Genomic DNA, 25,830 nt, shown 5'->3' on the forward strand with positions numbered 1-25,830 from the left:
TTTGCATGGCGTTCCCGGTGGATGTGGTGGTGATGGCAGCGGGCAAGGGCACGCGCATGAAAAGCGCGAAGCCCAAAGTGTTGCACCGTTTGGGCGGCCGCGCTCTGGCTCAGCATGTGATCGACACCGCCGCCGGGGTATCGGCCCGCTCGGTGGTGGTGATCACGGGACACGGTGCCGAAGCAGTGGAGGCGGGGCTGTGCGCGCCAGCGGGTGTGGCGCTGAAATACGTGCGCCAGGAGCCGCAGCTGGGCACTGGCCATGCGGTGCAGCAGGCCGTGCCGGTGCTGGCGGACGACGGCGTGGTGCTGGTGCTCAATGGCGATGTGCCGCTGATCGAGCCCGCGACCTTATCGGCCTTGCTGGCGGCTTGTGACGAGAAGCATCTGACCCTGCTCACGGTGGACACGGGCGACGCCAGCGGCTACGGGCGCGTGTTGCGCGACCAGGACCGAGCCGATTCAGTGCTCGCGATCGTGGAGCACAAAGACGCCAGCGACGCGCAAAAGGCTATCACCGAGTGGTACAGCGGCGTGATGGCCGCGCCGGCCCGATTGCTCAAACAGCTGCTCGGCATGCTGAAAGACGACAACAGCCAGAAGGAGTATTACCTGACCGATGTGGTCAAACACGCGGTGAGCCAGGGGCAGTCCGTGCGGGCCATCACGACCCGCGACCCGGTGCAGGTGGCGGGCGTCAACAGCCCTGTGCAGCTGGCCGAGCTGGAGCGGGATTACCAGCGGCGTCTGGCCCACGCGCTGATGGAGCAGGGCGTGCGTCTTGCCGATCCGGCGCGGCTTGACGTGCGCGGCGAGCTGGTGTGTGGCACGGATGTGGAGATCGACGTCAACTGCGTGTTTGAAGGCCGGGTGGCGTTGGGCGACGGCGTACGCATCGGACCGAACTGCTTGATCGCCAACGCCACCATCGAAGCGGGCGCGTCGCTGCAGGCCTTCACCCACATCCAGGGCGAGCAGGCCGGCGTGACGGTGGGGCCGCGTGCCGTGATCGGCCCCTTTGCGAGGCTGCGTCCAGGCGCGCGGCTGGGCGCCGAGGTGCACATCGGCAACTTCGTCGAGGTCAAGAACTCAACGCTGGCCGCTGGCGCCAAAGCCAACCACCTGGCCTACCTGGGCGATGCCGATGTGGGCGAGCGGGTCAATTACGGGGCGGGCAGCATCACCGCCAACTACGACGGCGCCAACAAATACCGCACCGTGATCGAGGCCGATGTGCATGTGGGCAGCAACTGCGTGTTGGTGGCGCCGGTGACCATTGGTGAGGGTGGCACGGTGGGCGCGGGTTCCACCATCAGCAAGAGCACAGCCGCGGGCACGCTGTCGGTGGCGCGCGCCAAGCAGGTCAGCCTGGGCAACTGGCAGCGACCGGACAAGAAAAAGCCGACCTGAAGAGGCCGACTTCGCAGTCGGTGGCGGGAAGCCTTAACCGCCTCGCACGTCCATGGTGCCGCCGTCGAAGCCGCTGTGGCCCGATTGCAGCGAATCCGGTCCTTCGCGGTCGCGTTCTTTCTGGATGCGCCGATTGCCGGGGCGACCCAGCATTTCGTCGAGCTCCATCAGACCACTTAGGCCCATCACCTCGGACTCCTTGAACTCGCTGTGGCCGTGCAAGGTGTCGAACTCGGAGATGCGCGATTCCAGCTGCTGCTTCACGCTGTCCCGGTCCGAAGCCCGGCGCTTGAGCTCGGGCTGAGGCAGCGCGGCCAGGTTGAGCTGCGCGCGGAAGTCCGCTGGCGTGGGCATGCGGTGCAGGCCATCTTTGAGGTAGACCAGGCGCACCCCGGCGGTCTTGAGGATGCGGTTCTTGATCTTGGCCTGGAAGGCCTTGGCCTTGGCGTTGCTCAGGTGGTATTGCTCCACGTCGAAGGCGAAGGCCGGGCGACCATCTTCGGCGCAGACCACATAGTCCACCTTGTGCTGCTGCAGCCGCTGCTCGGCGCGCTTGCGGTCGGCCGCCTGGCGGATCGACAGCATGACCTTGAGTGGCACGTTGGGAATCACGACCTGGCCTGGAAAGGTGTCGCGCAGGTAGTCGAGCATCTTGGCTTGATCCTTCTCGACCAGCTTCTCAGGCGTGTAGCGGTCGTTGCGACCCGAGCCCTGCTGTCGCGTGTACAGCCAGGCGAACACGCCCGCGGCCACCAACAGCAAGCCGATGAGGATCGCGATCCACAGTGGTGACATGAAACCCCCTTCAGGCATGCTGAGAACCTCTTGTTGTGTCAAAAAATAGGCCAAGAGTCTTATATGTGGCCGGTCCGGTCAAGTCTTGGATGGCAAGTGTCCATGAAAACTGTGCGGTTTGCATCAGTCAAGCAGATGTCTGGTGACACCACGTTCGCCGGCGGTTGCACCCAGCGGCAACCGGGGATCGAACTTGGCCCGCTTGAGGCTGAAAAACGCCTTGACGTTGCGCACATTGGCATCGCTGGTGAACAGGCGCTGCGCCAGCGCCAGGTAGGCCGGCATGTCGGCGACAAGCACCACCAGAATGAAATCCGGCCCGGGGCTCACCCGGTAGCACTGTTGAACGGCTGCATCCGGCACCACCCGGGATTCGAAGGCGTCAAGCTGCTCGGCACCCTGGCGCTCCAGGGTGATCTCCACCAGCGCCGTCAGGCCATGGCCGATCAGCGGCGCCAGCCGATCCGGCTGCAAGATGGCCACTTCGCGCTCGATCAGTCCCAGCGCCCGCAGGCGCTTCACCCGCCGCAAGCTGGTGGGCGGTGAGAGGTGGGCCAGCTCGGCCAGCGCCTGGTTGCTGCGCGAGGCGTCGGTTTGCAGCAGCTCCAGCAGCCGCAGATCGGCTTCATCGATGGTGATTTGTTCCATACAAGTTCGTTCTGTGAGCATTTTCGCAATCGAATTCTTCGAATGGAATTATTGGTCGAAAAACGTCTAATTGTGACCGTTAATTCTTCGTTGGCCTCGGTAGCATGATCCCATTCCATTTCAGCGGGGTGCGGTATGTGTGGCATTGTGGCGGGGGTTTCGGGGCGCGACATCGTGCCGGTGCTGGTGCAAGGCCTGCAAAGGCTGGAGTACCGCGGTTATGACTCGTGCGGGGTGGCCATCCATGCCGGTGGTCTGAAGCGTGCGCGCAGCACCGCCCGGGTGGCCGAGCTGATGCAGCAGGTCAAAACCGAGCAGATCGCCAGCGGCACCGGTATCGCCCACACCCGCTGGGCCACCCACGGCGCGCCCGCCGTGCACAACGCCCATCCGCATTTCAGCCTTGGTCCTTCGAGCACGCCAGAGACCCCGGGGCGCGTGGCGCTGGTACACAACGGCATTATCGAAAACCACGACGAGCTGCGCGCCACCCTGCAAGCCAAGGGTTATGTGTTCGACAGCCAGACCGACACCGAAGTCATTGCCCACCTGATCGACTCGCTGTACGAAGGCGACGTGTTCACCGCCCTGCAGGCCGCGGTGGAGCAGCTGCAAGGTGCGTTTGCACTGGCCGTGTTCCACAAAGACGAGCCGCACCGCGTGGTGGGCGCGCGCGCCGGCTCGCCGCTGATCCTGGGCGTGGGCCAGGACGGCGCCGAACATTTCCTGGCCAGCGACGCCATGGCGCTGGCCGGCGTGACCGACCAGATCGTCTACCTGGAAGAAGGCGACCTGGTGGACCTGCAGCTGGGCCGCTACTGGGTGGCAGACCGCAGCGGGCGCCCGTTCACCGCCGAGGAGCGACCGGTCAAGACTGTGCTGGCCCATAGTGGTGCGGCCGAGCTTGGCCCCTACCGGCACTACATGCAAAAGGAAATCTTCGAGCAGCCGCGCGCCATCGCCGACACGCTCGAAGGCGTGGTCGGCATCACGCCCGAGCTGTTCGGAGACGGCGCCTACAGTGTGTTCAAAGACGTGGACAACGTGCTCATCCTGGCCTGCGGCACCAGCTACTACAGCGGCTGCGCCGCCAAGTACTGGCTGGAGTCCATCGCCCGCATCCCGACCCAGGTGGAAGTGGCCAGCGAATACCGATACCGCACCAGCGTGCCCAACCCGCGCACCCTGGTCGTCACCATCACGCAAAGCGGCGAGACCGCCGACACCCTGGCCGCCCTGCGCCACGCGCAAAGCCTGGGCATGAAGCACACGCTGACCATCTGCAACGTGGCCACCAGCGCCATGGTGCGCGAATGTTCACTGGCTTACATCACCCGCGCCGGTGTCGAAATTGGCGTGGCTTCCACCAAGGCCTTCACCACGCAGCTCGCCGGCCTGTTCCTGCTCACGCTGGCGCTGGCTCAGACCCGCGGTCACCTGAGCGAGGAAGCCGAGGCCAACTACCTGCAGGCCATGCGCCACCTGCCCGTGGCGCTGCAGGCCGTGCTCGCGCTGGAGCCGCAGGTGATCAGCTGGGCCGAAGACTTCGCCCGCATGGACAACGCCTTGTTCCTGGGTCGCGGTCTGCATTACCCGATCGCGCTCGAAGGCGCGCTCAAGCTCAAGGAAATCAGCTACATCCACGCCGAAGCCTACCCGGCTGGCGAGCTCAAGCACGGCCCGCTGGCCCTGGTGACCAGCGCCATGCCGGTGGTCACCGTCGCGCCCAACGACACCCTGCTGGAAAAGCTCAAGAGCAACATGCAGGAAGTGCGCGCGCGCGGCGGCGTGCTGTATGTGCTGGCCGATGCCGACACCCGCATTCAGAACGCCGAAGGCATTCACGTCATCCGCATGCCCGAGCACTACGGCGCGTTGAGCCCGCTGCTGCATGTGGTGCCGCTGCAATTGCTGGCGTACCACACGGCACTGGCCAAGGGAACCGATGTGGACAAGCCGCGCAACCTGGCGAAAAGTGTCACGGTGGAGTGAGGCCTTTCGCGGCGGTTGTTGTTTTTGACAAATAGAGTCGAAAACGGGTCATTAAAGTCGAAAACTCGTCATTAAAGTCGCAAACGGTTTTGCGGCCGGCTGACTAGACGGAACAAGGCTAGTCCGAGAGACAGCTGACGGGAATGGCTGAAGTGCAGCGTTTGCGGCCGGTGGGTATTGCCAAGCGTACGCACGCTGACTGGCACGAAGCGGCTGTTGGGCACAGCCACCGGCGCTGGCCTGAGTGCCGGCTTTAGGGGGTACTGCGGTCCTTGAGCTTCCGCTACCCCACTGGCACCGCGCCACCGACCGCTTCCCTATCACCTGGACTGGCGGTTTCGACCCGTTGCTGACAGTCGTCCCAATTTCGCAAAGCGGCTGTTCAACCCGCGAGACAATAAGAAGCCACAACCGCTAGACATAGGCGTGCTTGGATCTGGCTCTTTTTGGCCACATGCAGGTCGAAGAACTTGCGTCTCGCGTGAGCCAGGCAACCCGCTTCTGTGACGCCTTGAGCGAAGCTGGCTTTGCACCCGGCGTAGTCGTCGCAAATCAGGCTGCCGCGCCAGTCGCCCAGGAAGTCGCGCGCATGTTCTCCGGCGCGGGATTCGCAGAAGTCGTAGACCACGGCGCTCGTGGATTCAAACGCTCCCGGGGCATAGGCCCACAGGTAGGCTCGGTGCGTCTTGCCGTTGCCCGGCTTGAGCATGGCCATCGGGGTCTCGTCGCCGTGCAACACACGATGCTTGAGCAGCTCGGCCCTGATTGCATCGACCAGCGGTTGCAAGCGTGCCCCGCAGGTGCCCACCCATTGCGCCAGGGTGGATCTTGGAATGGCCAGGCCGGCTCGACCGAAGATGGCCTCCTTGCGATACAGCGGCTGATGATCGGCGTACTTGGCCACCAGCACGTGTGCCCAGCAGGCCGGCCGTCGGGACGCCTTTGTCTATGACGTGGTCGGTCACCGGTGCCTGTGTGAGGGTCTGGCAGTCCGCGCACTGGCTGCATGCCAGGACCTCGCCAACGGTCCGCGCGAGGCTTAGCAACACCTGTTTCGTGGCAGTTTTGAGGCTCAACTCAGGACGGGGTGGGACGCCAAGCTCGACCTTTGCTTGGTCAATCAGGCATGCGACAACGTCGCAAAGAAATGCAGCCCACTGCCTGCCATGACAAACAGATGCCACACCAGATGCGCGAAGCGCAGCCGTGAGCTGAGAAGGAACAGCGCAGCGCCAAGCGTGTAGGCAACGCCGCCTGCCAGCAGCAGCGTGACGCCTGTTTTTGAGACCTGTCCAATCCACGGCAGTGCTGCCAGCAGCACCATCCATCCCATGGTGACATACAAACCGGTCGACAGCAGCGGTCGCTCAACCCGCTTTGACAGGCTGTACACCACGCCTAGGACGGCCAGGGTCCAGACCAGGGCGAACATCAGCCAGGCATGCAAGCCCTGCAACGCTGACGCTGCAAACGGCGTGTAGCTGCCAGCGATGAAAAGGTAGATGGCGGCGTGATCGACTCTTTCGAACAACAGCTTGCTGCGCCCCGGCGGCAGACCATGAAACAGTGTCGATGAGAGGTAGAGCAGCATCATCGTCGCAGCGTAAACGGCGACCGATAGGGTGTGCAGCGCGCCGCTGGATTGCTGCATGGAGTTGTGCACGAGGATCGGCATTGCCGCGACGGCCAGCAGAAATGCGATGCCGTGACTGACGCTGTTGGCGACTTCCTCGGCGGGACTTTGTTGGCGGGCTTGTTGAGCGTTCACGGGGCTGGTGGTCGGGCTTGCGTGTCGGCTGCCAGAATGCGCGCGCTCCACTCGGCAATCCGTGCAGCGAGCCAAGGTCCGGCGTCCAGCGGCAGATCGTGACCTGCTAACGGATGGCTGATGTGCGCGACGCTCCAGCGCAGGGCCAGTTCGCTTGAACAGCTGGCGTCGACCAGCGCATCGCGCGAGCTGCTGACCACCAGCAAGGGTAGCGACGGCCGCGGCCCCGGGTGGCGGTAGCGCACCGCCGCCAGCAGCTGACGCAAGGCGTTCGCTGCGGACACCGGCCGCAGCTGGCGGATCGCAGTCCAGGACTCGATGACAGCTGCATGCTGCTGTGGGAAATTGCTGGTCAGGTGCAGCACAGTCTGCTCGGCAGCCCGTGCGTCCCCAGGGGCCAGTAGCCGGAGCAAGGTCGGTAGCCGGGATGGCCGCAGCCGGCGGCGCGCCGGGCTGAACGGTCGCATGCTGGTGTTGACCAGAACGCATGCTGACAGCTCGCCAGGCCAGGCCGATGCCCAGGCGGCAGCGACCATGCCGCCAAGCGAAAGCCCGAGCAGTGCGTATGGCGGCATCAGCGCTTTTCCATGCAACTGACGGCGACAAGATTCGACCATCGCCTCGACCCGCGGGGGACAGGGCTCGCGCCACAAGCTGCCCGCACCAGGCAGGTCGATGGCGACTGTGTGTGAGCCTGGTATGGCCTGCGCCAGCAGCGCCGGGAATTCGCCCCAATGCGCTGCTTCACGCGTCAGACCGCGCAACAGAACCCAGGTTGTCATCGGCTTGCCTGCGGTGAGTACCAGTGGGCAAGGGCGCATGCGCGCTGCTCGTCACGTGAGATACCGCCAGGCAGCCAGCGTCGGTAGCTGTACGCTGCGCGCATCGCGAAGTCCAGAAGAGCGACGTGGCGGCGCAGCACACGTTGCTGGCGGTGGCCGATCAACGGGTTAAAGATGCCGAGCCGCGAGAAGAGCTGGCGCGGATTCTTCTTGACCCAAAGCCAGGATCCCATCTCCAGCGTCAGCGGCAGGAATGTGCGCTGCGGCTGCGCTGCCGCGCGAAGGTAGAGGTGATCCCAAAGGTCGCCATGGGCAAGGTATTGTCGACTCTGCGGTTCGAACAGGTAGCGGTGGTGCAGAAGGCTGTCGTCCAGCAAGCGGCTCAGCGCATGCAGTTCGGGCAGGTGTTCGATTGGGCTCGTCGTGTGTGCATGCGGGAACCACAAGCGATCGGCAAGGCCGAAGCCCGAATGGCAGTCAATACTCACTGAGAAATCGCGCACCAGCAACTCGGCGGCGACGAAGTCGCACAGCGCCTGGGCTTCTGACTGCATGGGATTTCCGACCCCCCCCCGGTACCAGGGCAGGCCCGCGCTCATCCGCTGCCCACCGAGCAGGAATGCAGCACCTTCTGTGCACTCAACAGGCGCGTTGCGCATCAGATCGACACCCTGAGGATTGGCACGCGTGCCGCGCCAAAGGCCGCCGGGGTTGACGAGCGGAACCAGCACGACGCGAAGGCCTTCGAGCATCTGGTGCAAGCTGGTGTCCCAGCGCAGACGGCGCACCAAGCTGCGCAGGCAGGCCAGCACGACCTCGGCGCCGATGCGCTCGAGACCGTGAACGCCCCCGAAGAAGCCGACAGCAGGCAGCGAGGGGTCAGGATTTCCAAGCGTGATCGCATGGACGTCGAAGCTGCGTTCACCAGTGGTCACCTGGCACAGCGTGCGGCAGCACAGGTACTTGCCGCCTTCGTCGACGAGTTGCAGCAGTTCGTCGAGCTCGGGCAGGCCAGCCGACCCAGGGCCTGGGTCATCGTTCATCGCTTGCGGCGCAGCCGCGATCTGCCATCAACACGTCATATCTCCATCGCAAACTTCCGGCAGTCGACAACGGTCACCATTGGGAGCGATCATGACGTCTAAGCCAATCACCTTGACTGCCTTGCTCTTCATCGCAGCTGCAGCAGCGTATGGCGTGATCGAATGGATGGCACTTTCACGGTCACGCGCGCTGGATCGTCTGGCGGCTTGGCGGCGCACGATCAGCCGCCCATGAAGCGCCTGCGATAGGCAGCAGGCAGATCGCTCAGATCCATCATCATCGGCAGGTCGGCGACTCCGAAATCGGGGTCCCAGGCCGGCGCGCCGAGAACCTTCGCACCGCACTTGAGATAGCCCTTGATCAGCGGCGGCGGCTCAATATCGAGCCCGCCGTCCAGGTCATCGACCGGCAGGGCCAGCCGTGGCTGTACCGTGCGCTCAGGTACGGCCAGGTGCTTCTGGCGCAACTGGTTCCAAAGACTTGCAGCGAAATGGCCGCCGTCAAGCATCGGCACACTGGCGCAGCCGATCATCAGGTCGAGTCGACTGCGCTGCATGAACTCAGCCAGTGAAGCCCACAGCAGCAGAATCACGCCACCCTGTCGCCAGGCAGGCGCGGTGCATGATCGACCGAGTTCGGCCATCCGTGGGCGCAGAGAATCAAGGCGCTGAAGATCGAACTCAGACTCGCTGTAGAGACCGCCAGTCAGACGCGAAGCGGCCGGCGTCAGCACCCTGTAGGTGCCGACCACCTGAGAGGCAGCGTCCGCAGTTCCTACCGTGCGAACGATCAGATGTTCACATGCGGCGTCGAAGCGGTCGACATCGAGACCTGCGGGCGTCCCCTCCGGTGGCGACAGGCGCGCGCCCATCTCCTGGGCAAACACCTGGAAGCGCAGTCGCTGTGCCTGCGCCACCTCGTCGGCATGCCGGGCCCAAACGACGTCGAGCGCAGTAGGCCGTGCCACCGGCGCAGGAGCCCCCGCAGGTGCTGCGAAATGTCCGTTTCTTTCGGCAGTGGGCGTGGCGAAAAGATTGTTTCGGTCCATGCCCGGATGCTGTTCCTGTCAATTGACAGCGTCGTGACGGCATCGCGGCAGTGTTGTGACATCGCGTACTGGTACGCGGATGGCGGCAGTGCCATTTCAGTCGCGTCTCCTGAATGCAGACCAGACCGCCAGCACCGTGAAGCTGACGACGATGACGACCTATTCGAAGAATGACTATGTGCGTCGGCAGCAATCCACTCAGTTCAGATCGCTGTGCGCCATCAACCGCAACGTGGCGGACTTACCAACCGCCTGGGCGCGGTTGTTCACATTGAGCTTGCGCATCACCTTTTGCAGGTGGTTCTTCACCGTGGGCGGGCTTATGCCCAGGATCTGGCCGACCTCCATGCTTGTCTTGCCGTTCTTCACCCAGTGCAGCACCTAGATCTCGCGCTTGGACAGCAGCATCACCGGCACCATGTCTGAACCGCCGGGGCGGTTCACTCGCGGCGCTGGTCAACGCACTGGAGTCCGCCCAGGCGTTTCCGTTGAGTCAGCTGTGCTCAGAGAGCTATTCCCAATTCGAGTTGACGCTTGAAATACCGGGCGAATGGCGGTTGGACCGCCATTGCAGCAGCAAGGGCCGTCACCTGCAGGACAAGTCGCTTCAAGCGTCGGAGCTGGCCGGCGGCTGACCGCTGGTTCCCGGCCTGACATGAACACTCGAAATCGGCCAGCGGTGTTCATTTGGAATGTGGTGTCCCGATACTTTTTACCCGTCAGGACCAGCGGTATGCGTGGAGCATGCACGGCCAATATGACACCGTGATTACTGCGCCAGTCTACGCGGTGTCGCCGCGGCAAAGAAATACCAGTGACATGTTCAGCAGGCATTGTTGAGCCATGTCGATCCACACAGAACTCAGCGCCACACCTGCATTTCCATCGGGCCGATCTCGCGATATTGCGTGGTTTTGCTGGATGGGTGCTGGCCGAACCGACCGCCCCTTGCGACTAAGCTGTGCAATCGCCATCGCACACTGGAGCTGGCTGCCCCTGGTCGTTGTGCTCGGATCATCCATATTCTTCAGAGCTGATGCCATCGGCCCCGTTCTGTGTGCGCTGGGGGTGGCGACCCTGATGCAAATACTCGTCAAACGGTGTGCGAAAGGGCTTTCTTCACGGCGCCCGTTCGCCATCGGTCTTTGTGCAAACCACCTCCATCATTCGGATCGGGGCGGAATGCCCAGCACCCACGCCACCGTGATGGCGTGTCTGGCCGGAGCACTGTCTCCGTGGATGGTCGTCTGGCCCGAATTCGTCTTGTTGCCCTCCATCGCCGTGATCACTGCATGGGCACGGGTGCACGCGGGAGCTCATTTCCCCTCGGATGTGTTGGGGGGACTTATTCTCGGGGCATCAGTGGGAAGTGCGGCATCGCAAGCCTTCTCGTGGGGTTGATGTCCATCTCAACTTCGGGTAAATCCATATGCTCGCCGAGCGTGCGTTCGTTGGGGCAGACGCTGAGCTCGGCGGCGGATTGATGACACAACCCTTGGCAAAGCAGTAGAGTCTGCCGCGCTCCAAAACCTGCCGCTCGTTGCCCAGAACAAGGTTCGCACTAACGACCGCTGAGTGCCAACCACAGGTTGATCACTAAGCGATCTTCCCCGACGGCAAACGCTGCGAAGCCGCAACTAGATTCTTGAAGGTCGCTTCGAGGCTGGTTGCGGTACTCCGAATTTGACACCTGCGTCTTGTCGCGGCACCGAAACCGGTCGTTCAATGGGGTGGATCTCGAACGACCACTTGACCATCTGGACCCGTGCTCGGCATGGGCAGCTCGCGCAAACTTACCGAAGAGCTTTAGGGGCGGGTCGCAGTCTTCAGGCTGGTTTGATTTGTGTGGTCCGCTGCCTCGGTCAGGAATCGGCTGAGCGCACTTGCTGCACAACTCTTTTCAAGGGGTTACGAAGCCTCCACCCAGTCCAGCAAAGGTCGCCAGTCCTCTCTTTCGCGAGCAGCGAGAGGCGATGGGACATCGAAGACCGTGGCTCAAGTGGCAGCCACGTCTGAGTACAGTTGTGTGGGGCGAATCAGCGTCAGGGTCTGAAACCCTTGCCGAGCCAGGAACGCGGGTCAGAATTCGGTCGACGCGGACACGGCTCAAGATCTACCCCGCGCCGAGATCCACAGGTGAACTTCGAACACGCCGCGCGGCAGGCCTACATTGACCTGGACGCTGCGCTGATCGCCGCCGCATTCGAAGAAGTCGACGCCACTCCGATGGAGGGTTTCGACCCGGCCAAGCTCGACGAGATCCTGAGGATGCGCGAGCGCGGCCTTCGCACTGTGGCCATCGTGCCGCTGGGTTACCGCGCCGACGCTGGTGAACCTGAAGAAGGTGCGCCGCCCGCGCGAGCAGTTCGTCACCGAGGTTCAGTGAGCTGAACCGTCTGCGCCGTTTGGTCAGACTAGATTGGCGCTGACCGCCCAGTGGTCGCTGGGCCACACGCCGTGGGCATCGGGCCGGTCGAGCACAACCCGCGCATGGGCCACGCTGAACGGCGGCTGGCCGCGCACGGTGCGCAACAAGATGTGGTCGAGGTTGTGCTCGGAACCCGAATCGCTGCGGTGCGTGACCTTGGCCTGAGCGGCAAAGGCGTCGATCAGCAGCCCCTGCGGATGCATGACGCTGGCGATCTCGGGATCGTCGGGCGCGGCGTTGAAGTCGCCGCACAACACCACCGGCTGCTCGCCCGCCACCCGCTGCAGCGCTTGCAACACGGTCTCCAGTTGGGCGCGGCGCAGATCGGCGCGGTCGGGCAGATGGGTGAGGTGCAGGTTGACCAACCACCAGTCGGCGTGGGCGCCGGCCAGCCGCACCCACTGCGCCACGCGTTCGCCATCCCGCGCGTCGGCGGGCAACACCACCGAGCCTTGCTCCAGCACAGGCTGGCGGCTGAGCACCGCCAGACCTGAGGTGGTGTCGGTACACTGCCCGTTCAGCAGGCGCGGCTTGGCCCGCGCGGGCAGCCAGACCATCTGCATCGACAAGACTGTGGCCAGCGAGCGAGCGGTGTGGGTCAGTCCGTCTCGTGTGCGCAGGTCTTCCTGCAGGGCCACCACGTCGGGCGACAGCGCCACCAGGCCCTCGGCCATGGCGCGGACCCGTTGCGGGTAGTCGCCTTCGCACTTCCAGGTGTTGAGCGACACCAGCCTCATCGCAGGCACACGGGGTCGATGCTCAGCCGCAAGCGCAGCGCCGTGTGCAACATCTCGACCGCCGATTCCAACGGGCCATCGTTGGCGATGCGGATCGCCCTGGCGGGCAGGTCCTCGTCCACCCGCCGTGCGAGGCGGTCGGAAATCGCCTGCACGCTTTCGCGCTGCCGCGCCTTCAGCCGCTGCAGCAGCAAATCGGCCGACGCCGTGATGTGGACCAGCGTGGCTTCGGGCCACAGCCGCAAGACCGTACCGACATAGGTCCGTGACCCGTTCACCAACACGCAATGCCCAAGCGACAAAGGGGCCAGCTCGGTGTCCCGGATGCCGTAGTGCAAACCGTTGGCCTGCCAGCTCATCGCCAGACGACCCGACTGCAGCAGATTTTCGAACACCGACTCGCTCACGCTCTCATGCTGTTCACCGCCCGCGTCGACGCTACGCGTGATAGTGCGCCGCGCCCAGTGGGCCACTGGGGCGCCCTGCCAGCGTTCGCGAAGGGCCTGCAACACACTGTCTTTGCCCGCGCCCGAGGGGCCCACCACATAGATTAAACGTTGCGTCATGCGCCCAGCTCCATTTGTTCGAGCAGCACAAAATCGGCGCCTGGGGACGGTTCAATGAAGACGGAGAGCCGGTCCAGCCGCAGCGGCGGCAGGGCGCCAAACTTCCGCGTGGCAGCTTCCAGGAGCCGACCCACCACATCGTCTGGCACGCCCGCCAGCGGGCCAGTCAGCGAGAAATGAAAACGAAACTTCTGCAGCACCCAAGGGTAGCCCCAGGCCAGCATCAGCGCGTCTTCTTCGGGTGTGAGCGGCGCGCGGCGGCGGCGTGCGAGCTCGTGCTCGTTCAAGGGGGCGGCCAGTGGCTGCAGCCGCCGCACGCAATCGTCGGCCAGCGCACCCAGCGCGGCGGGGGCTTTCTCGGGACGCAGCGCCAGGAACGACCCCAAGCGGGCGACCTGCATGTCGCCCAGGTCGATGGCGCGGTGCTCACGGCAGATGGCGGCCAGCGCGTCCCGGAACGCCCAGAGGTTGGCATGCGGCGCCAGGCGCAGCGGCGCCTTGAGCGTGGCGTGCCAGCCATAGCGGCGCGGGTCGGCGGTTAGGGCGGTCAGCACCGAGGGGTCGACGCCATCGACCACAGGCATCGGCAAAGTGCAGCGCCGACTCGCGCAGCGCCCCAGCCACTCGCTGCCACGCTCCCACCAGTCGGTGCCGGGCGCGGGCGCGGCGTAAATGGCCACGCGGTGCGGGGCCAGGGTGTCATGCGACATGGTCGTGGTCCACGGTGAGGGACACGCGGTCGCCCGCGAACCAGGTACAGGCGTATTCGATCGGTACGCCCTCGGTGTCGACGTTGACGCTGCTGACGTACAGCGCCGGGTGGACGGCGGATTGTTTCAGGTGGGCCGCGATCTCGGGGATGGCCAGACGCGCCGAAATGCGGCTCTGGCGCCGGGTGTAGTCGGGCACGCCCAGCGAAGCAAAGGCCTGCGTGATGGATCCACTCTGGCGCACCTGTTCGTCGAGCCCCGAAAAACGCGGGAGCGGGAAAAAGCGGTCGCTCACATGCAGCGGCTGGCCGCCACCGTCGCCAATCATCTGCAGGTGCAGCACGGAGGTGCCCGAGCGGATCTCCAGCGCCTTGGCCACATCGGCAGCTGCGCGCTCGGTGCGCGCATCGAGCACCTGCAAACCACCGGTCAGACCGGCCTGCGCCAAGTTCTGGCGATGACGCGTACGGCGACCCAGCATCAGCTCGACGGCGAAGTCCTCCACATAGGTGCCGCTGCCCTTCGTGGCGCGCACCAGGCCGATCTGGCCCAGGCTGGCCAGCGAGCGCCGGATGGTGTGGCGGTTCACGCCGAACTGATCGGCCAGCACATGTTCGGAGGGCAGACGTTCGCCCGGCGCGTAGGTGCCGCTGCCAATGGCGTCGGCCATTTCATGGGCGATGCGAGCCCAGAAGCTGTGGGCGGGGTCGGGCAGCAGAAGAGCGGAAGTGGCAGTGGTTCTTGTCATGAAAGGGACACAGGTCAAACCTAAGCTGGCAGTGATCAACAAGTTGTCTACACAAATTTCAGAGTACCACCCAGATGTTTCACGCGTTTGACAACACCGGACCGAACCGGCCCACACATCGCCCCGAGTGGATGGCCCTGCTGTCCCGGGCGCCGCTGCCGTTGCTGGAGCAAGCCTTGGCCCAGCAAGCCCCGGCTGCGCTGCAATGGCTGCGCAAACCCGAGACTGGGCTGTACATGGTTCAGGGCCGTGCCGGTGGCACCGGTGAGCGCTTCAACCTGGGCGAGATCACGGTCACTCGCTGCGCGCTGCGCTTGAGCAGCGAGGGCAGCGCGGTGGGCGTGGCCTATGTGATGGGCCGCAACCACCGGCAAGCCCAGCTGGCTGCCATGGCCGATGCGCTGCTGCAAGACCCCGCGCAGCACGACGCCTTCGATGCTGCGGTGTTGCAGCCGGTGCGCCAGCACCTGGCCCTGCAGCAGGCCCAACGCGCCGCCCGCGCCCAGGCGACCCGGGTGGACTTTTTCACCGTGGCGCGCGAAGCCGGTGGCGCCGACGAAGGAGAGGACGCATGAAGACCGACGAACTGCAACAGGTGCGCCCCGGCTTCCACGACGCCGCGCTCGGCAGCCAGGCGGTGTTCCGCACCGCGCTGTCGGCGCTGTCGCATCCCGGCCGGGTGATCGAGATGCCCGACGTGTCGGCGCTGCCGCGCCACGGCCACGGCGCCGCGGCGATGCTGCTGCAGGCGCTGGTCGACAGCGATTGCGCGGTCTGGCTGTCGCCCACGCTGGCGGGCACCGACGCCGCCGCCTGGCTGCGTTTCCACACCGGCTGCCACTGGGCCCCATCGCCCGCCGCCGCGCGCTTTTTGTGGGTGGCCGAAGGCGACGCCATGCCCGCGCTGGCATCGCTGGACGCGGGCACCGACGAATACCCGGACCAGTCGGCCACCTGTGTGGTCGAGGTGAATTCCCTGGACACCAGCGACGCGAATGCCCTCGCGCTCACTGGCCCCGGCGTGGCCACCGAACAGCCTCTGTGTGTGCAGGGCTTGCCCGACGACTTTGTGGCGCAGTGGGACGCCAACCACCGCCGCTTCCCGCGCGGTGTGGACCTGTTCCTCGCCACGCCCACCCACATCGCGGGTCTGCCCCGCACCACGCGCGCCCGCGTGGTTTCCAACCTCCAAGAGGCCTGATCATGTACGTGGCTGTCAAGGGCGGCGAGTCCGCCATCCTGCAAAGCTACCGCCTGCTGGCGGAGCAGCGCCGGGGTGATCTGCAAGAGCCCGAGCTGAGCGTGGACCAGATCCGCCAGCAAATGAAGCTGGCGGTGGACCGGGTGATGACCGAGGGCTCGGTGTACGACCCCGAACTCGCCGCGCTCGCCATCAAGCAGGCGGCGGGCGATCTGGTCGAAGCCATCTTCTTGTTGCGTGCCTACCGCGCCACGCTGCCGCGCCTGGGCAACACGCGCGCGCTGGACACCGCGCAGATGCGCCCGGACCGCCGCATCTCGGCCACCTTCAAAGATTTGCCCGGCGGGCAGATCCTGGGGCCCACCTACGACTACACCCAGCGCCTGCTCGACTTCACGCTGCTGGCCAACGCTGCGGCACCGGGGGGTGACACGTCGGGCAGCAGCGCCGTGCCCGCCGCCGCGCCGCGCGTGGTGGACCTGCTCAACCAGGAAGGCCTGATCGAGGCCCACCCGGTGCCCGAGGGCGACCCCGACCCGGTGGACCTGACGCGCGAGCCGCTGCGTTTTCCGGCCGACCGCGCCACGCGGCTGCAGAACCTGGCGCGTGGCGACGAAGGCTTCCTGCTCGCCATGGCGTATTCGACCCAGCGCGGCTATTCGCACACCCACCCATTTGTGGGCGAGATTCGCCTGGGCCAGGTGGCGGTGGAACTCACGCCCGAAGAGCTGGACTTTGCGATCTCCATCGGCGACATCGAGATCACCGAATGCGAAATGGTCAACCAGTTCGCGGGCAGCAAGACCGAGCCGCCCCAGTTCACGCGCGGCTACGGCCTAGCCTTTGGTCACAGCGAGCGCAAGGCCATGGCGATGAGCCTGGTCGACCGCGCGCTGCGCGCACCCGAGCTGGGCGAAGCGGTTGAAGCACCGGCGCAAGAGCAGGAGTTTGTGCTCTCGCACAGCGACAGCCTGGAGGCCTCGGGTTTCGTGCAGCACCTGAAGCTGCCGCACTACGTGGACTTCCAGTCCGAACTGGAGCTGGTGCGCCGCATGCGCGCCGAGGCCGCCCGCCACAACGACACCGAACAGGCCCCCGAATGAACGCACCCCTGCACGCCAATCTGCTGCAAGCCGCCGCCACCGAACCGGGCGTGAACTTCGCGTACCTGGACGAGCGCACCAAGCGCATGATCCGCCGCGCCATCCTCAAGGCGGTGGCCATTCCCGGTTACCAGGTGCCGTTCGGCTCGCGCGAGATGCCGCTGCCCTACGGCTGGGGCACCGGCGGCATCCAGGTCACGGCCTCAATCATCGGCCCGGACGACACGCTCAAGGTGATCGACCAGGGCTCGGACGACACCGTCAACGCGGTCAACATTCGCCGCTTCTTCCAGCGCACCACCGGTGTCGAGGTGACCACCCGAACCACCGAGGCCGACATCATCCAGACGCGCCACCGCATCCCGGAGACGCCGCTGCGCGAAGGCCAGGTGATCGTCTACCAGGTGCCGGTACCCGAGCCCATGCAACGGCTGGAGCCGCGCGAAACTGAAACGCGCACCCTGCACGCGCTGGCCGAGTACGGGCTGATGCATGTGAAGCTGTACGAAGACATATCGCGCCACGGCCACATCGCCACCACCTACGACTACCCCGTCATGGTGAACGACCGCTACCTGATGGCGCCCTCGCCGATCCCGAAGTTCGACAACCCGAAGATGCACATGAACCCGGCCCTGCAGTTGTTCGGCGCCGGGCGCGAAAAGCGCATCTACGCCGTACCGCCCTACACGAAGGTGGAGAGCCTGGGCTTTGAGGACCACCCGTTCGAGGTGCAGAAGTGGGACGCGGCCTGCGCCCTGTGCGGCGCGACCGACAGCTTTCTGGACGAGATCATCACCAACGACCAGGGCGGTCGCATGCATGTGTGTTCCGACTCCGACCACTGCCAGGAGCGGCAGGCGGCGCAGGCAGACAGCGCTGGAGCTTCTTTATGAGCGCAGCGCTGACCCTGCGCGAAGCCACGGCCGACGACCTGCCGCAGGTGCTGGCGCTGTACGCGCAACCGGGCATGAACGGTAGTGGCGTGATCGACCTCGACCAGGCCCGCGCGATCTTTGCGCAGTTCGCGCGTTACTCGAGCTACCGCCTGTGGGTGGCTTGCGGTGCGCAGGGCGAGGTGATCGGCAGCTACGCGCTGCTGGTCATGCACAACCTGGCCCACATGGGCACGCCCGCCGCGGTGGTGGAAGACGTGGTGGTTCACGCGCAGCACCGCAGCCAGGGCATCGGCCGCCAGATGATGGAACACGCCCGGACGCTCGCGCGCGAAGCGGGTTGCTACAAGCTGACGCTGTCTTCCAACCAACAGCGCACGCGCGCGCACGCATTCTACGAATCGCTGGGCTTCGAGCGCCACGGCATCAGTTTTGTGATCAATCCATGACCGCTTCATCCACTCCCCTGCTGCGCGTGCAAGGCGTCAGCAAACGCTACGGCCAGCAGGTCGCCCTGCACGAGGCTTCGTTCGAACTCTGGCCCGGCGAGGTGCTGGCCATCGTGGGCGAATCGGGCTCGGGCAAGACCACCTTGCTCAACACGCTGGCCGCGCGCCTGCGGCCCGATGCCGGGCAGATATTCTTCCAAGGCCACGACGGAACGCTCGACGACGTGCACACCATGAGCCAGGCCCAGCAGCGCCTGCTGGCGCGCACCGACTGGGGCTTTGTGCACCAGCAGGCGTCCGACGGCCTGCGCATGGATGTGTCCGCCGGTGCCAACGTGTGCGAACGCCTGATGGGCCTGGGCCAGCGCCACTACGGCGCGCTGCGCACCCAGGCCGAAGAATGGCTGCAGCGGGTGGAGATCGACCCGATCCGCATCGACGACCCGCCGCGCCAGTTTTCGGGCGGCATGCGCCAGCGCCTGCAGATCGCGCGCAACCTGGTCACGCAGCCGCGCCTGGTGTACATGGACGAGCCCACCTCGGGTCTGGACGTGTCGGTGCAGGCCCGCCTGCTGGACCTGCTGCGCCAGCTCACGCGGCAGATGCAGCTGGCGGTGGTGATCGTCACGCACGACCTCGCCGTGGCCCGGCTGCTGGCGCACCGCATGGTGGTGATGCAGCGCGGCCGCATCGTCGAGTCGGGCCTGACCGACCAGGTGCTCGACGACCCGCAGCACCCCTACACCCAGTTGCTCGTTTCTTCGGTGCTCCAGCCATGAACACACCCGTCCTCACGCTGCAAGGCGTCTCCAAACGCTTTACGCTGCACCACCAGCACGCCGCGCAGCTGCGCGTGCTCGACCAGGTCGACCTGGACCTGAACGCGGGCGAATGCCTGGTGCTCGACGGCCCCTCGGGCATGGGCAAGAGCACGCTGCTCAAGCTGGTGTACGCCAACTACCGCGCCAGCAGCGGCCGCATCATCCTGAGCCACAACGACGGCGACACGCTCAACATCACCCAGGCCACACCGCGCGAGCTGGTGGCCATGCGGCGCGACAGCGTGGGCTATGTGAGCCAGTTCCTGCGCGTGATCCCGCGCGTGCCGGCGCTGGACGTGGTGGCCGAGCCGCTGCTGGGCGACGGCACGCCATCGCCCGAACAGGTGGACGCCGCGCGGCAAGAAGCCGGCGCCTGGCTCACGCGCCTGCGCATCCCTGAACGGCTGTGGCCGCTGCCACCGGCCACCTTCTCGGGGGGCGAGCAGCAGCGCATCAACATCGCGCGCAGCCTGATCAAGCCGCGCCCGCTGCTGCTGCTGGACGAGCCCACCGCATCGCTGGACAAGGCCAACACCCGCGCCGTGATCGAACTGATCCACGAAGCGGTGGCGCGTGGCGCGGCGCTGATGGGCATCTTCCACGACCCCGAGGTGGGGGCTGCAGTGGCCACCCGCCGCATCGACATCGCCCAGTTTCGGAGTGCTTCATGAGCACCGCCCGGCCGTTCCAAAGGGGCTCAGCCCCGCAGTGCATTGCACGAAGGACATTCAAATGACCCCCACCGTGTTCCGCAACGCCCGCTTCGTGCTGGCCAACGAAGTGGTTGAGGGCAGCCTCGCGGCGGCCAACGGCACCATCGCCTCCATCGATCCTGGCCACCGCCAGGGATCGGTCGGCCTGGACCTGGAAGGCGACTACCTGCTGCCGGGCCTGGTCGAGATCCACACCGACAATTTCGAGCGCCACCTGATGCCGCGGCCCAAGGTGCAGTGGGCCGAGATGCCCGCGCTGCTGGCGCACGACGCCGAGGTGGCCGCCGCCGGCATCACCACCGTGTTCGACGCGCTGGGCGTGGGCGACGCCGACCCCGACAGCCTACGTGGCAGCACCTGGCACGGTGTGCTGGAAGCCATCGACACCTGCTCCCAGCAAAACCTGCTGCGCGCCGACCACCATCTGCACGTTCGCTGCGAGCTGCCCGCGCCCAACACCATCGATCTGTTCGAACCTTTCCACGGGCACGAGCGCTTGTCGCTGATTTCGCTGATGGACCACACGCCCGGCCAGCGCCAGTGGGAAAACATCGACGTCGCCCGCATCTACTACACCGGCAAAAAGGGCTGGAGCCTGGAGAAGTTTCTGCGCCAGGTGGAGCACGCCGCCGAGCTGCAGGCCCGCTACGCCGAGCCACACCGCCAATACTTTGTGGACTACTGCCGCCAGCACGGCATTGCGCTGGCCAGCCACGACGACACCACCGAAGCCCATGTGGAACAGGCGCACGCCGAGGGCGCCAGCGTGTCGGAGTTTCCGACCACCGAGCTGGCCGCCCGCGCGGCGCACGATCGCGGCCTGCTCACGGTGATGGGCGGGCCCAACGTGGTGCGCGGTGGCTCGCACTCGGGCAACGTGGCCGCCAGCGAGCTGGCCCGTCTGGGTCTGCTGGACATCTTGTCGTCGGACTACGTGCCGGGCAGTCTGCTCAGCGCCGTGGTGCGGCTGGTAGACGACGGCATTCTGGACTTGCCCGCCGCAGTGGCCACGGTCACCCGCAACCCGGCGCGCGCCTGCGGCATGCACGACCGTGGCGAGATCGCGCCCGGCCTGCGCGCCGACCTGGTGCGCGTGAAGCTGGTGAGCCTGCCCAGCGGCCAGCACCAGGCGGTGGTGCGCGGGGTCTGGCGCGAAGGCGAGCGCGTGCTCTGAAGCCATGGCTTGCAAAGCCGGTCGGCAGACGCCACCAAAACTTCCCGCAGCCTTCACGCAACCGTCACACACCTGGCCGACACTGCCACTTGTCTAGATAACTTGGACACAGGAGCACCTCCATGTCATCAGCCCTTCGCATCCAGAACCTCAGCAAGCGTTTCGCCGGCGGCAAGCTGGCGCTCGACAACGTGAACCTCGACATCCGAACCGGCGAGATGGTCGCGCTGATCGGCGCCTCCGGCTCCGGTAAGTCCACCCTGCTGCGACACGTGGCCGGCCTCATGGCGGCCGACGGCACGCCCGGCTCGGTGATCGAGGTCTCCGGCCAGTGCGTGCAGCGCGACGGCCGCATCCAGAGCAACGTGCGCCAGATCCGCTCGCAAATCGGTTTTGTGTTCCAGCAGTTCAACCTGGTCGACCGCCTGCCGGTGATGGTCAACGTGTTGGTGGGCCGTTTGCACAGCATGCCCCGGTGGCGCGCCTGGACGCGCTGGTTCACCGCGCAGGAACGCGCGCTCGCCATACAAGCGCTGGGCCGTGTGGGCATTGCCGAATGCCACGCACAGCGCGCCTCCACGCTGTCGGGTGGTCAGCAGCAGCGCGCCGCCATTGCGCGCACGCTGGTGCAAGGCGCCAAGGTGGTGCTGGCCGATGAGCCGATCGCTTCGCTCGACCCTGAAGCCTCGCGCAAGGTCATGGAAATCTTGACGCGCATCAACCGCGAAGACGGCAGCACTGTGGTGGTGTCGCTGCACCAGGTGGACATGGCCATGCGCTACTGCCCGCGCGTGATCGCGCTGCATCAGGGCCGCGTGGTCTACGACGGTCCTTCGCGCGAACTCACACCCACGCTGCTGCGCGGCCTGTACGGCATGCAGGCCGACGAAATCCTCAACGGCAGCTCGTCGCTGCACGAAACGCCCTCCGCTGCGCCCAACGTGTTGCCCTGGCCCACGCCCATGGCCCAGGCCGCCTGAACTCCGCCTTTCACCCACCCCTCGCGTTACACCCTAGGAAACTCACATGATCAAGAAGACCCTCACCGCCGTCGCGCTCGGCCTGACCCTCACCGCCTCCTGGGCGCAAAACATCAACTTCGGCATCATCTCGACCGAAGCGACCCAAAACCTCAAGGCCGACTGGCAACCGCTGATCGACGACATGGCCAAGCAGACCGGCCTGAAGGTCACCGCCTTCTTCGCACCCGACTACGCCGGCATCATCGAAGGCATGCGCTTCAACAAAGTGCAAGTGGCCTGGCTGGGCAACAAGTCGGCCATGGAAGCGGTGGACCGCGCCGATGCCGAAGTGTTCGCCCAGATGGTCAACGCCGACGGCACCCAGGGCTACTACTCGCATCTGATCGTGCACAAGGACAGCCCCATCAAATCGCTGGACGACGTGCTCAAGAACGGCAAGTCGCTGGCCTTCGGCAACGGCGACCCCAACTCCACTTCGGGCTTCCTGGTGCCCGGTTTCTACGTCTTCGCCAAGAACAAAATCGACCCCAAGACCCACTTCAGGGTCGTGCGCAGCGCCAACCACGAAACCAACGCGCTGGCCGTGGTGAACAAGCAGGTCGACGTGGCCACCAACAACAGCGAGAACCTGGAAAAGTTCAAGGAGCGCCAGCCCGAGAAGGCCAAGGACATCCGCGTGGTGTGGACCTCGCCGCTGATCCCGCTCGATCCCATGGTGATGCACAAAGACCTGCCGGCCGCGACCAAAGAAAAACTGAAGAACTTCTTCTACAACTACGCCAAGACGGATGCCCGCGAGAAAGAGATCGTCATGAAGATCTCCAAGTTGTCGGGCTTCAAGCCGTCGACCAACGCTCAGCTCACGCCCATCCGTGAACTCGACCTGTTCAGCAAGCGCAACAAGATTGAAGCCGACGAGACCCTGGCTGCCAACGACAAGGCCTCCCGACTGGCCGACATCGACAAACAGCTGGCCGCCCTGCAGTAAGTACAACCCGCCCCAAGGCCCGCTTTCACGCGGGCTTTTTTGCGACCGGAGACCCGCATGAACCCTTCTTCCTCATTGCCCGCCCAACCCGCCATGGTGGTGGCCGCGCAGAAACGTAGCCTCGTCTGGTACCTGGGCTGGGCCGCCCTGTTGCTCGTGCTGGCCGGTTCGTGGAACGGCGCCGACATGCGGCCCATGGAACTGGTGCGCGACTCAGGCAACATGGCGCAGTACGCCAGCGAGTTCTTCCCGCCCAACTTCGCCGACTGGAAGATGTATGTGGAAGAAATGGTGATCACGCTGCAGATCGCCGTGTGGGGCACCGCGCTGGCGGTGGTTTCGGCTGTGCCACTGGGCTTGCTGGCCTCGGCGAACATCACGCCCTGGTGGATCCACCAGCCGGTGCGGCGGGTGCTGGACGCGTTTCGAGCCATCAACGAGATGGTGTTCGCGATGTTGTTCGTGGTGGCGGTGGGCCTAGGGCCGTTTGCGGGCGTGCTCGCGCTGTGGGTGCACACCACCGGCACGCTGGCCAAGCTGTTCTCAGAAGCGGTCGAGTCCATCGACCCGCAGCCGGTGGAGGGCATCCGTTCCACCGGCGCCTCCGCGCTGCACGAGATCGTGTACGGCGTCATTCCGCAGGTGATGCCGCTGTGGATCTCGTACACGCTCTACCGGTTTGAGGCCAATGTGCGCTCGGCCTCGGTGGTCGGCATGGTCGGCGCGGGTGGCATCGGCGTGGTGCTGTGGGAAATCATCCGCGGCTTCCGTTACGCTGAAACCGCTGCGGTGATGATCATCATCATCGTCACCGTGAGCGTGATCGACCTGATCTCCGCCCGCATCCGCAAACAAATGGTCTGAGGTTCCCATGGCGCTCAACCTGAACGACATCCAGCAGCTGCTGGTGAAACGCGGCGCGCAGCAATACGGGCGCGAAGCCGTCAGCCAGCTCGAACACGCGCTGCAATGCGCACACCTGGCCGAGGTGGCGGGCGAGTCGGACGCGCTGGTGGTGGCCTGCCTGCTGCACGACCTGGGCCATCTGCTGGCCAGCGAAAGTCCCGGTAGCATGGAGCCCGACACCGAGCCCTGCATGGACCACGACAAGGATCACGACGATTTGCACCAGTACAAGCTGCTGCCGTTCTTGCGCGGCGTGCTGCCCGACGATGTGCTCGAACCCATCCGCCTGCATGTGGAAGCCAAGCGCTACCTCTGCCAGGCCGAGGAGGGTTACTTCGAATCGCTGTCACCCGCCTCGGTGCACAGCTTGGCGCTGCAAGGCGGCACCTTCACTGAGGTGGAAGCCCGCGCCTTCCTGCACCAGTCGCATGCGCGCGAGGCGGTGCGTCTGCGCCGCTACGACGACCTGGCCAAGGTGCCCCACTGCGCGGTGCCGCCGCTGGCGCACTATCTGCCCCGTCTGGAACAGCTGATGCTCCAGGCCGCATAAGGTGAGCCACCCCGGGCAAACCGGCGTGGTGCTGAGGCTGGGCACCACCCAGACGCTCGCCTGGGCATCGTCGTACTACCTGCCCGCCCTGCTCGCCGCGCCGCTGGCCGCAGAGCTGGGCATGCCGGTCACGCATGTGTTCGGCGCTTTCACCCTGGCGCTGGTGGTCTCTGCCCTGGTCGGCCCCCGGGCCGGCCGCGTGATCGACCAGCACGGTGGCCGCGTGGTGCTGCTGCTGACCAACCTGCTGTTTGCCGCCGGGCTGGCCGCGCTGGGCCTGGCGCAGGCCGAATGGCAGGTTTGGGCCGCGTGGTGCGTGATCGGCGTCGCCATGGGCAGCGGTTTGTATGACGCCGCCTTCTCCGCCCTGGTGCGGCTCTATCCGCTGAGCGCGCGCAACGCCATCACCGGCATCACCCTCATTGCCGGGTTTGCCAGCACCGTGGGCTGGCCGCTCACCGCCTGGTGGATCGACACCCTGGGCTGGCGCGGCGCCTGTTTTGTGTGGGCCGGTTTGCACATCGTGCTCGGGCTGCCGCTGCACAGCCTGTTGCCCCGCGACCGCGTGGAAGACCCGCCCGCACCGCAGCCGCTGCCTGTGGTGACCGATGCCGAGACTGGTGCCGCCACTGCTGCCATGGCCGATACCGACGAACCACTCTTAGCCCGCTTATCAGACCGCCGCACCGGCCCACCCGGCCGGGGCATGGGCGCGGCCATCGCGGCGGTATTTGCCATCACCTGGTTCACCAGCACCGCCATGGCCGCGCACCTGCCCGCGCTGCTGCAAGGCATGGGCCTGGGCACCGCAGCGGCGCTGGGCGTGGCCATGCTGGTCGGGCCAGCACAGGTCGCAGGGCGGCTGCTCGAATTCGGCTTCTTGCGCCGGGTGCACCCCCTGCTCTCCACCCGGCTGGCCGCTGCAGGGCACCCGCTGGGCGTGGGCGCGTTGTTGATCTTCGGACCCGCCGCCGCCTGGCTGTTTGCCGGGCTGCACGGCGCGGGCAACGGCATCCTCACCATCGCCAAAGGCACGCTGCCGCTGGTGGTGTTTGGCGCGGCTGGCTACGGCGAACGCCAGGGCTGGCTCATGGCGCCCGCCCGCCTGTCGCAAGCGGTGGCGCCCCTGCTGTTCGGACTCGCCATCACCCGATGGGGCAGCGGCGCCCTGTGGCTTACCGCCGGTCTCGGTGTGGTGGCGCTGGCGCTGCTGCAATGGATGGCGCTGCGCATGGGGCGGGACGGGCAGGGGGCTTGATTGGGGACTTGGGGCTCGATCCATCAAGCCCTGGCCCTAGGGCGTGTTAACACTAATAGCAATCATGGTGATTGCTTTGGATAATCTCGGGCATGGAGATCACACCCGCACAA

General features: G+C 65.7%; 27 protein-coding genes and 2 pseudogenes. 17 read left to right on the forward strand and 12 right to left on the reverse strand.

Translation table 11 applies throughout. The features are described 5' to 3' along the window. Positions 1 to 5: 5 nt before the first annotated feature. Positions 6 to 1,409 carry a bifunctional UDP-N-acetylglucosamine diphosphorylase/glucosamine-1-phosphate N-acetyltransferase GlmU gene (gene glmU, locus GPT34_RS14725; protein ID WP_291013977.1) on the forward strand — a complete coding sequence of 468 codons (1,404 nt, stop codon included), beginning with the start codon at positions 6 to 8 and terminating at the stop codon, positions 1,407 to 1,409. A gap of 33 nt (positions 1,410 to 1,442) precedes the next feature. Here glmU and GPT34_RS14730 read toward each other — a convergent pair whose 3' ends face one another. Together GPT34_RS14730 and GPT34_RS14735 are read right to left on the reverse strand one after the other, a co-directional pair. Next, positions 1,443 to 2,204: a DUF2726 domain-containing protein gene (locus GPT34_RS14730; protein WP_291013980.1), complete on the reverse strand. Its 762-nt coding sequence runs from the start codon at positions 2,202 to 2,204 to the stop codon at positions 1,443 to 1,445. Between the two features lie 123 nt (positions 2,205 to 2,327). Beyond that, a complete protein-coding gene (locus GPT34_RS14735) occupies positions 2,328 to 2,852 on the reverse strand; it encodes an Lrp/AsnC family transcriptional regulator (RefSeq protein ID WP_291013983.1) in 525 nt (174 codons plus the stop codon). Between the two features lie 135 nt (positions 2,853 to 2,987). On the opposite strand from GPT34_RS14735, the gene glmS reads away from it, so the two are divergent. Next, positions 2,988 to 4,844 (forward strand): glutamine--fructose-6-phosphate transaminase (isomerizing), encoded by a 1,857-nt coding sequence (glmS, locus tag GPT34_RS14740; protein ID WP_291013985.1) that lies wholly within the window; start codon positions 2,988 to 2,990, stop codon positions 4,842 to 4,844. A gap of 433 nt (positions 4,845 to 5,277) precedes the next feature. Here the strand turns inward: glmS and GPT34_RS14745 are convergent. The 6 genes and pseudogenes from GPT34_RS14745 to GPT34_RS14770 all read right to left on the reverse strand — a co-directional run. Further along, a pseudogene (locus tag GPT34_RS14745) lies at positions 5,278 to 5,833 on the reverse strand (IS66 family transposase); the annotation flags it as partial. A 131-nt stretch (positions 5,834 to 5,964) separates the two neighbouring features. Continuing rightward, entirely contained in the window at positions 5,965 to 6,612 is a 648-nt protein-coding gene (locus GPT34_RS14750) for a hemolysin III family protein (protein ID WP_291013987.1), read from the reverse strand. Then, positions 6,609 to 7,394 carry an alpha/beta hydrolase gene (locus GPT34_RS14755; RefSeq protein ID WP_291013989.1) on the reverse strand — a complete coding sequence of 262 codons (786 nt, stop codon included), beginning with the start codon at positions 7,392 to 7,394 and terminating at the stop codon, positions 6,609 to 6,611. Before GPT34_RS14755 ends, GPT34_RS14750 begins: the two co-directional genes overlap by 4 nt. Beyond that, positions 7,391 to 8,437 carry a M14 family zinc carboxypeptidase gene (locus tag GPT34_RS14760; RefSeq protein WP_291013991.1) on the reverse strand — a complete coding sequence of 349 codons (1,047 nt, stop codon included), beginning with the start codon at positions 8,435 to 8,437 and terminating at the stop codon, positions 7,391 to 7,393. The genes GPT34_RS14755 and GPT34_RS14760 overlap by 4 nt, the downstream gene beginning before the upstream one ends. Before the next feature lie 221 nt (positions 8,438 to 8,658). Continuing rightward, positions 8,659 to 9,486, reverse strand: a complete 828-nt coding sequence (locus GPT34_RS14765; protein ID WP_291013995.1) for a GNAT family N-acyltransferase — start codon at positions 9,484 to 9,486, stop codon at positions 8,659 to 8,661. Between the two features lie 198 nt (positions 9,487 to 9,684). Further along, a complete protein-coding gene (locus tag GPT34_RS14770) occupies positions 9,685 to 9,867 on the reverse strand; it encodes a LuxR C-terminal-related transcriptional regulator (protein WP_291013997.1) in 183 nt (60 codons plus the stop codon). Between the two features lie 540 nt (positions 9,868 to 10,407). Here GPT34_RS14770 and GPT34_RS17755 point away from each other — a divergent pair. Both GPT34_RS17755 and GPT34_RS14775 read left to right on the forward strand, forming a co-directional pair. Further along, entirely contained in the window at positions 10,408 to 10,887 is a 480-nt protein-coding gene (locus GPT34_RS17755; RefSeq protein WP_363356995.1) for a phosphatase PAP2 family protein, read from the forward strand. A 711-nt stretch (positions 10,888 to 11,598) separates the two neighbouring features. Beyond that, positions 11,599 to 11,872, forward strand: a pseudogene (locus GPT34_RS14775) (NAD(P)H-dependent oxidoreductase); the annotation flags it as partial. Between the two features lie 23 nt (positions 11,873 to 11,895). Here the strand turns inward: GPT34_RS14775 and GPT34_RS14780 are convergent. The 4 genes from GPT34_RS14780 to phnF are packed head-to-tail and all read right to left on the reverse strand — an operon-like array spanning position 11,896 to position 14,675. After that, positions 11,896 to 12,651 carry an endonuclease/exonuclease/phosphatase family protein gene (locus GPT34_RS14780; RefSeq protein WP_291013999.1) on the reverse strand — a complete coding sequence of 252 codons (756 nt, stop codon included), beginning with the start codon at positions 12,649 to 12,651 and terminating at the stop codon, positions 11,896 to 11,898. Then, on the reverse strand, positions 12,648 to 13,217 hold the full coding sequence (gene phnN, locus GPT34_RS14785) for a phosphonate metabolism protein/1,5-bisphosphokinase (PRPP-forming) PhnN (protein ID WP_291014002.1): 570 nt from the start codon (positions 13,215 to 13,217) through the stop codon (positions 12,648 to 12,650). Before phnN ends, GPT34_RS14780 begins: the two co-directional genes overlap by 4 nt. Next, positions 13,214 to 13,927: a DUF1045 domain-containing protein gene (locus GPT34_RS14790; RefSeq protein ID WP_291014005.1), complete on the reverse strand. Its 714-nt coding sequence runs from the start codon at positions 13,925 to 13,927 to the stop codon at positions 13,214 to 13,216. Before GPT34_RS14790 ends, phnN begins: the two co-directional genes overlap by 4 nt. Then, positions 13,917 to 14,675, reverse strand: a complete 759-nt coding sequence (phnF, locus tag GPT34_RS14795) for a phosphonate metabolism transcriptional regulator PhnF (protein WP_291014007.1) — start codon at positions 14,673 to 14,675, stop codon at positions 13,917 to 13,919. The genes GPT34_RS14790 and phnF overlap by 11 nt, the downstream gene beginning before the upstream one ends. Positions 14,676 to 14,749: 74 nt before the next feature. Here phnF and phnG point away from each other — a divergent pair, with 74 nt between their 5' ends. From phnG to GPT34_RS14860, 13 genes are all read left to right on the forward strand, one after another. Further along, on the forward strand, positions 14,750 to 15,250 hold the full coding sequence (gene phnG / locus GPT34_RS14800; protein ID WP_291014009.1) for a phosphonate C-P lyase system protein PhnG: 501 nt from the start codon (positions 14,750 to 14,752) through the stop codon (positions 15,248 to 15,250). Continuing rightward, positions 15,247 to 15,876, forward strand: coding sequence for a phosphonate C-P lyase system protein PhnH (gene phnH, locus GPT34_RS14805; protein ID WP_291014011.1), 630 nt, complete (start codon positions 15,247 to 15,249; stop codon positions 15,874 to 15,876). Before phnG ends, phnH begins: the two co-directional genes overlap by 4 nt. Before the next feature lie 2 nt (positions 15,877 to 15,878). After that, a complete protein-coding gene (locus tag GPT34_RS14810; RefSeq protein WP_291014013.1) occupies positions 15,879 to 16,979 on the forward strand; it encodes a carbon-phosphorus lyase complex subunit PhnI in 1,101 nt (366 codons plus the stop codon). Then, a complete protein-coding gene (locus tag GPT34_RS14815) occupies positions 16,976 to 17,875 on the forward strand; it encodes an alpha-D-ribose 1-methylphosphonate 5-phosphate C-P-lyase PhnJ (RefSeq protein ID WP_291014015.1) in 900 nt (299 codons plus the stop codon). Before GPT34_RS14810 ends, GPT34_RS14815 begins: the two co-directional genes overlap by 4 nt. After that, complete coding sequence (locus GPT34_RS14820; protein ID WP_291014018.1) at positions 17,872 to 18,324, forward strand: GNAT family N-acetyltransferase; 453 nt, start codon at positions 17,872 to 17,874, stop codon at positions 18,322 to 18,324. Before GPT34_RS14815 ends, GPT34_RS14820 begins: the two co-directional genes overlap by 4 nt. Further along, positions 18,321 to 19,103 (forward strand): phosphonate C-P lyase system protein PhnK, encoded by a 783-nt coding sequence (gene phnK / locus GPT34_RS14825; RefSeq protein ID WP_291014021.1) that lies wholly within the window; start codon positions 18,321 to 18,323, stop codon positions 19,101 to 19,103. Before GPT34_RS14820 ends, phnK begins: the two co-directional genes overlap by 4 nt. Further along, positions 19,100 to 19,816, forward strand: a complete 717-nt coding sequence (gene phnL, locus GPT34_RS14830) for a phosphonate C-P lyase system protein PhnL (RefSeq protein ID WP_291014023.1) — start codon at positions 19,100 to 19,102, stop codon at positions 19,814 to 19,816. Before phnK ends, phnL begins: the two co-directional genes overlap by 4 nt. Before the next feature lie 61 nt (positions 19,817 to 19,877). Further along, positions 19,878 to 21,032 (forward strand): alpha-D-ribose 1-methylphosphonate 5-triphosphate diphosphatase, encoded by a 1,155-nt coding sequence (locus tag GPT34_RS14835; protein WP_291014025.1) that lies wholly within the window; start codon positions 19,878 to 19,880, stop codon positions 21,030 to 21,032. A gap of 122 nt (positions 21,033 to 21,154) precedes the next feature. Next, entirely contained in the window at positions 21,155 to 22,012 is an 858-nt protein-coding gene (phnC, locus tag GPT34_RS14840) for a phosphonate ABC transporter ATP-binding protein (protein WP_291014028.1), read from the forward strand. A gap of 46 nt (positions 22,013 to 22,058) precedes the next feature. Next, a complete protein-coding gene (gene phnD, locus GPT34_RS14845) occupies positions 22,059 to 23,003 on the forward strand; it encodes a phosphonate ABC transporter substrate-binding protein (protein ID WP_291014031.1) in 945 nt (314 codons plus the stop codon). A gap of 93 nt (positions 23,004 to 23,096) precedes the next feature. Further along, on the forward strand, positions 23,097 to 23,867 hold the full coding sequence (gene phnE / locus GPT34_RS14850; protein ID WP_291014043.1) for a phosphonate ABC transporter, permease protein PhnE: 771 nt from the start codon (positions 23,097 to 23,099) through the stop codon (positions 23,865 to 23,867). Between the two features lie 7 nt (positions 23,868 to 23,874). Continuing rightward, on the forward strand, positions 23,875 to 24,459 hold the full coding sequence (locus GPT34_RS14855) for an HD domain-containing protein (protein ID WP_291014034.1): 585 nt from the start codon (positions 23,875 to 23,877) through the stop codon (positions 24,457 to 24,459). A gap of 1 nt (position 24,460) precedes the next feature. Further along, positions 24,461 to 25,717, forward strand: a complete 1,257-nt coding sequence (locus GPT34_RS14860) for an MFS transporter (RefSeq protein ID WP_291014037.1) — start codon at positions 24,461 to 24,463, stop codon at positions 25,715 to 25,717. The last annotated feature ends 113 nt before the right edge of the window (positions 25,718 to 25,830 follow it).

This window comes from Hydrogenophaga sp. (assembly GCF_011390835.1).
In the GTDB taxonomy this organism is placed as follows: domain Bacteria; phylum Pseudomonadota; class Gammaproteobacteria; order Burkholderiales; family Burkholderiaceae_C; genus Hydrogenophaga.